Genomic DNA, 5,201 nt, shown 5'->3' on the forward strand with positions numbered 1-5,201 from the left:
GTCGGCTCGGGGGCGACGGCAGCCGCGCGCACCCGGTGACGGGCCCGCGGACAGCACGAGAGCCGCGCCCCGTGGCCGGGACGCGGCTCCAGCGCGAGGACCGCAGACGCCCGCGCGGGGCGCCGGGCGGCCGTCAGAGCGGGCGGACGTTCTCCGCCTGCGGGCCCTTGGGACCCTGAGTGATCTCGAACTCGACCCGCTGCGCCTCGTCGAGCGTGCGGTACCCCTGCGTCTCGATCGCCGAGTAGTGCACGAAGACGTCGGCACCGCCGCCGTCCTGCGCGATGAAGCCGTAGCCCTTCTCGGCGTTGAACCACTTCACAGAACCCTGCGCCATGCTCTTCCTCTGACCTTCTGTCCATCCGGGGACACCAGCGGGCGGACCCTTCGCCCGCCCGTGCGCCGCAATGCCATGTCCCACGTCCTTCGCCGGTGGACCAGCAGGCAGGGCCGGAAGGGTGCCCGCCACCGGGTCGTGCGCAAGTACGCCACTGCAACGGGTGACAGTGTGGCACGGACGGTGTGGGATACGCCACGGAAGAAGGCCACCTCTCGTGGCCATTTTTCCGGACATACCGTGGCGCGACGGACGCACGGCGGCGCCCGGGCGGTCCGGGGTCAGTCCCCCGACTGCTGCGCGAGGAAGCGCTCGAACTCGTCGCCGAGCTCCTCCGCCGTGGGGATCGGTGCCGACTCGGCGAGCAGGCTCGTGCGCCCGGCGGCCCGGGCGAACGCGTCGTACTGCTCCTCGAGAGCGTGCACCACCGCGGCCACCTCCTCCGAGTCGCGGACCTGCCGCTCGACCTCGGCGGTCGCCTCCTGCGCCGCGCCGGCGAGCCCGGCCGTCGCGAGGTCCAGCCCGGTGAGCCGCTGGACGTGGTCCAGCGCCACGACGGCGGCCGGCGGGTACGACGACTGCGCGAGGTAGTGCGGCACGTGGACCGTGTAGCCCACCGCGTCGTGGCCGGCGCGGCCGAGGCGCAGCTCCAGGAGCGCCGCGAGGCTCGCGGGCACCTTCACGGTGCCGAACCACGAGGAGTGCTCGCCGAGGAGCTCCGGACGCGTCGCGTGGGCCGTCACGGACAGCGGCCGCGTGTGCGGGATGCCCATCGGGATCCCGTGGAAGCCGACGGTCAGCGAGACGCCGAGCCGCTCCACGACGTCCTGCACCGCCGCCACGACGCGCTCCCACTGGACGTCCGGCTCCGCGCCGTGCAGCAGGAGGAACCCGGTGCCCTCCGCGTCGCGCACGTGGTCGATCACGAGGTGCGGCTCGTCGTAGTCCGACCAGTGGTCGCTGCTGAACGTCATCGTCGCGCGCTTCGAGCGGTAGTCGAGCAGCTGGTCGACGTCGAACGTCACGACGCGCGTGACCTGGCCGACCTCGAGCAGGTGCTCGACCGCGAGCTCGCCCGCGCTGCCCGCGTCGACGAAACCGGCCACCGCGTGCAGCAGCACCGGGCCTGCGCCGGGTTCCGGCGCGCTCGGCCACAGGCGCGCGACCGCGTCCTCGTCGAGCTCGTAGATCCCCCGAGGATCCAGCATGCTTCCTCCTCGTCACGTCTGCGCCCGTCCGGCGGTCCCTCACGGCCGGTGGGCCTGTGGTCGACAACGCACGGCCCGCACGGATCCTTCCCGGGCCGGCCGGCTCGTCGGGCCGGTCGGGGCCGGAGGCGGGGGCGGGGGCGGGGCGGTCAGCGACCGGGGAGGCGGACCACCGAGACGAAGAAGTCGTCGATCTGGCGGACCACGTCGATGAACCGGTCGAAGTCGACGGGCTTCGTCACGTACGCGTTCGCGTGCAGCGAGTAGCTGCGCACGACGTCCTCCTCGGCCTCCGAGGTGGTGAGCACGACGACCGGGATCTTGCGCAGCGCCTCGTCGGCCTTGAGCGCGGCGAGGACCTCGCGCCCGTCCATGCGCGGGAGGTTGAGGTCGAGCAGGATCAGGTCGGGCGTCGGTGCGCCGGCGTGCTCGCCCTCCTTGCGCAGGAACTCGAGCGCGCTCACGCCGTCCGAGACCACCGAGAGGCGGTTCGTGACCTTGTGGTCCTCGAACGCCTCGCGCGTCATGAGCACGTCGCCCGGGTCGTCCTCGACGAGCAGGACGTCGATCGGCTTGGTGCCGTGGCTCATGCGGTGATCTCCTCGTCGTCGCGCGCCCCGCCCCGGGCGTCGTGGTCGGGGCGAGCGTAGCCGACGTCGGCGTACGTGTACCCGTGCGCGAGCGTGAAGCGGACCGTCGTGCCCTCGGCGCCGTCCTCGCGCGGCGCGATCCAGATGCGGCCCCCGTGGTACTCGACGATGCGCTTGCACAGCGCGAGCCCGATACCCGTCCCCTCGTACACGTCCTTGGGGTGCAGCCGCTGGAAGATGACGAACACCCGGTCGGCGTACTCGGCGTCGATCCCGATGCCGTTGTCCGCGACCCACAGCTCCCAGTGCGTGGCGTGCGCGAGCACCCCGACGTGCACGTGCGGGGCGCGGTCGGGGTGGCGGAACTTCACGGCGTTCCCGACGAGGTTCGCCAGGAGCTGGTGCAGGAGCGCGCGCTCCCCCACCACGACGGGCAAGGGGTCGTGGGTCACGGTCGCGCCGGAGGACTCCAGGGTCTCGGACAGGTCGTCGAGGACCGTCGCGAGCGCCTGCTCGAGGTCCACGTCCACCCGCTCGGTGCCCGTGCGGCCGACGCGCGAGAAGCCGAGGAGGTCCTGGATGAGGCGCTGCATGCGCTTGGCGCCGTCGACGGCGAAGTCGATGTACTGGTCGGCCCGGTCGTCGAGCTGGCCGCCGTAACGCTTCTTGAGCAGCTGGGTGAAGCTCGCGACCTTGCGCAACGGCTCCTGCAGGTCGTGCGACGCGACGTAGGCGAACTGCTCGAGGTCCCGGTTCGAGCGCTCGAGCTCCTGCGCCTGCTCCGCGAGGAGCGCGTGGGAGCGGGCCGCCTCCTCGTGCGACGCGCGGATCTCGGCGACCTGGCCGACGAGCGCGACGCGCATCTGCTCGACGTCACGCGCGAGGTCGGCGATCTCGCCGGGGCCCGAGGTCTCGACCGGCTCCTCGAGCCGCCCGGAGCTCACGCGGCGGACGCGGTGCGCGAGGCCGGCGAGGGGCTCGGTGACCCAGCGCTTGAGGCACACCCAGAGCACGATGCCGACCGCGAGCGCCGCGCCCACGAGGACGAGCACGCTGCCGAACAGCACGCGGTCCCAGCGCTCGAGCGCGTCCAGTCGGTCGAGCCGTTCCCCGCGCACCTCGGCGACGTAGTCGGACGTCGCGAGCCGGGCCTGGGCGAACAGCTCGGCGCCGCGCGCGCGGTCGACGGCCCGTACCGAGCCGACGCCGCCGTCCTCCACCGCGGCGATCGCCGGCTCGGCGTACTCCGTGAGCCACGCCTCGACGGCCGTGCGCGCGGCGTCGCCCGCCGCGACGAGCTCGGGGTCGGGGTCCAGCCCCTCGACGGACTCCAGGTCGGGCACGACGGGGTGGTCGTCGCTGCCGAGGACGCGGTAGAGCGACTCGATCGCCGTCGGGTCCCCCGTGCGCACGTAGGCCCGCACGGAGGTCTCGGCGTCGAGGAGCGCGTACGACATGGTGTCGCCCCGGGTGACGGCCTCGAAGTACGGACCCGTCACGGCCTCCTGGAGACCGAGCACGCGGGAGAGCGCGAAGGCCGACGTCGTGAGCACGACGAGCACCACGAGCCCGGCCCCGACAAGGGCCCAGCCGAGGCGCCGGCGCAGCGTCCCGGCCGACCTCGGGGCGCTCACCGCGACCACTCGTCGGAGTCGGCGAGCGTCGCGGTGCGCTCGCCCGGCCCGCGGCCGTCGCCGAAGCGCCCGACCACGAGGAGCGCGGCGTCGTCGGCGAGCGGGCCGCCGTGCAGGTCGCGGACCCGGCGGATGACGCGCTCGACGACGCCCTCCGCGCCGTCCGCGAGCGCCGCGTCGACGGTGCGCCGCAGCCCGTCGGTGCCGAGCCGCTGGGCGCGCGCGGGGCGCGCGTCGTCGGTGGCGTCGGGGACGGCGAGCGTGGCCTCGACGAGCCCGTCGGTGTAGAGCACGAACGCCCACTGCGCGCCGAGCTCGACGCGCTGGGCGGTCCAGCCGCCGTCGACGGGGATGCCGAGCGCGCGGCCGCGGGCGGTGGGCGTGATCTCGGTGGCCGTGCCGCGCAGGAGGAGCAGCGGCGCGAGGTGTCCGGCGAGGTAGACGTCGGCGTACCGGCGCTGCGGGTCGACGACGACCTGGCACAGCGTGACGAACACCTCGGGGCGCGCGCGCTCGGGGACGAGGACGCGCTCGAGGAGGGGCAGGACGGCGTCGGGCGCCGCGTCGGACAGGACGATGGTGCGCCACGCGGTGCGCAGGGTCGCGCCGAGCGCGGCCTCGTCGGGGCCGTGGCCCGCGACGTCGCCGATGACGCACAGCACCGAGCCGTCGGGACGCTCCACGGCGTCGTAGAAGTCGCCGCCGAGCAGCCCGTTCCCCCCGGGGACGTAGCCGACCATGACGGAGAGCCGCTCGTCCTGCACGAGCGGCGTCGGCAGGAGCGCCCGCTCGAGGCGACGTGCCTCGGCCGCCCGGACCTCGCTGCGGTACAGCGCCCGCTGCTGCTCCTCCGCCTTGCGGCGCTGGACGGCGTAGCGGACCGACCGGCCGAGGAGGTCGCCGTCGACCTCGCCCTTGACGAGGTAGTCGTCGGCGCCCGCGGCGACGGCCTGGACGCCCAGGTCGATCCCGGAGTGCCCGGTGAGCACGACGAGCGCGGGCGGGCTGGTGCCCGCGCGCAGCCGTCCCACGGCCGACAGGCCGACCGAGTCGGGCAGGCCCAGGTCGAGCAGCACGCAGTCGACGGGCCGGGCGGGGAGCAGGTCGAGGGCGTGGTCGAGCGTCGTCGCGCGGTGGAGCTCGACCTTGAGGCTCGCGTCCGACAGGAGCTCCTCGACGAGGATGGCGTCGCCGTCGTCGTCCTCCACGAGGAGGATCCGCAGGACGTCCGTCGGCGTGACGAGCGCGGGCAGCGGGGCGAGGCCCCCGCCGTCCGCCTCGAGGCGGGGCGCGGGGCTGTGGGCGGGAGCGCGCGGGTCGGCCGCGGTCACGACGAGCGCTCCCCACTGGTCGCCATGGCCCCCGATCCTAACCGTCCGCCGCCCGCGGCCCGCCGACGACGCGGCGCGGGGCCACGCGGGCCGGCCGGGGG

At 74.6% G+C, this 5,201-nt stretch carries 5 protein-coding genes; all 5 read right to left on the reverse strand.

Going from position 1 to position 5,201, the window contains the following annotated elements; translation table 11 throughout:
• Positions 1-133: 133 nt before the first annotated feature.
• On the reverse strand, positions 134-337 hold the full coding sequence (locus JZ5iCDA_RS15290) for a cold-shock protein (protein WP_069387931.1): 204 nt from the start codon (positions 335-337) through the stop codon (positions 134-136).
• A gap of 281 nt (positions 338-618) precedes the next feature.
• The gene (locus JZ5iCDA_RS15295) at positions 619-1,545 is read right to left on the reverse strand and encodes a proteasome assembly chaperone family protein (RefSeq protein WP_069387932.1); all 927 of its coding nucleotides are present in this window, start codon (positions 1,543-1,545) and stop codon (positions 619-621) included.
• Between the two features lie 149 nt (positions 1,546-1,694).
• Complete coding sequence (locus JZ5iCDA_RS15300; protein ID WP_069387933.1) at positions 1,695-2,135, reverse strand: response regulator; 441 nt, start codon at positions 2,133-2,135, stop codon at positions 1,695-1,697.
• Positions 2,132-3,769, reverse strand: coding sequence for a sensor histidine kinase (locus tag JZ5iCDA_RS15305; protein ID WP_069387935.1), 1,638 nt, complete (start codon positions 3,767-3,769; stop codon positions 2,132-2,134). The genes JZ5iCDA_RS15300 and JZ5iCDA_RS15305 overlap by 4 nt, the downstream gene beginning before the upstream one ends.
• Complete coding sequence (locus JZ5iCDA_RS15310; protein WP_366246682.1) at positions 3,766-5,100, reverse strand: PP2C family protein-serine/threonine phosphatase; 1,335 nt, start codon at positions 5,098-5,100, stop codon at positions 3,766-3,768. The genes JZ5iCDA_RS15305 and JZ5iCDA_RS15310 overlap by 4 nt, the downstream gene beginning before the upstream one ends.
• Between the last annotated feature and the right edge of the window lie 101 nt (positions 5,101-5,201).

The organism is Cellulosimicrobium cellulans (genome assembly GCF_001722485.1).
Classification (GTDB): domain Bacteria; phylum Actinomycetota; class Actinomycetes; order Actinomycetales; family Cellulomonadaceae; genus Cellulosimicrobium; species Cellulosimicrobium cellulans_A.

Excerpts from the sequence above, each read along its gene's own strand:
- JZ5iCDA_RS15295 (WP_069387932.1), bottom strand. The coding sequence starts at position 1,545 with ATGCTGGATCCTCGGGGGATCTACGAGCTCGACGAGGACGCGGTCGCG.
- JZ5iCDA_RS15290 (WP_069387931.1), bottom strand. The coding sequence starts at position 337 with ATGGCGCAGGGTTCTGTGAAGTGGTTCAACGCCGAGAAGGGCTACGGC.
- JZ5iCDA_RS15300 (WP_069387933.1), bottom strand. The coding sequence starts at position 2,135 with ATGAGCCACGGCACCAAGCCGATCGACGTCCTGCTCGTCGAGGACGAC.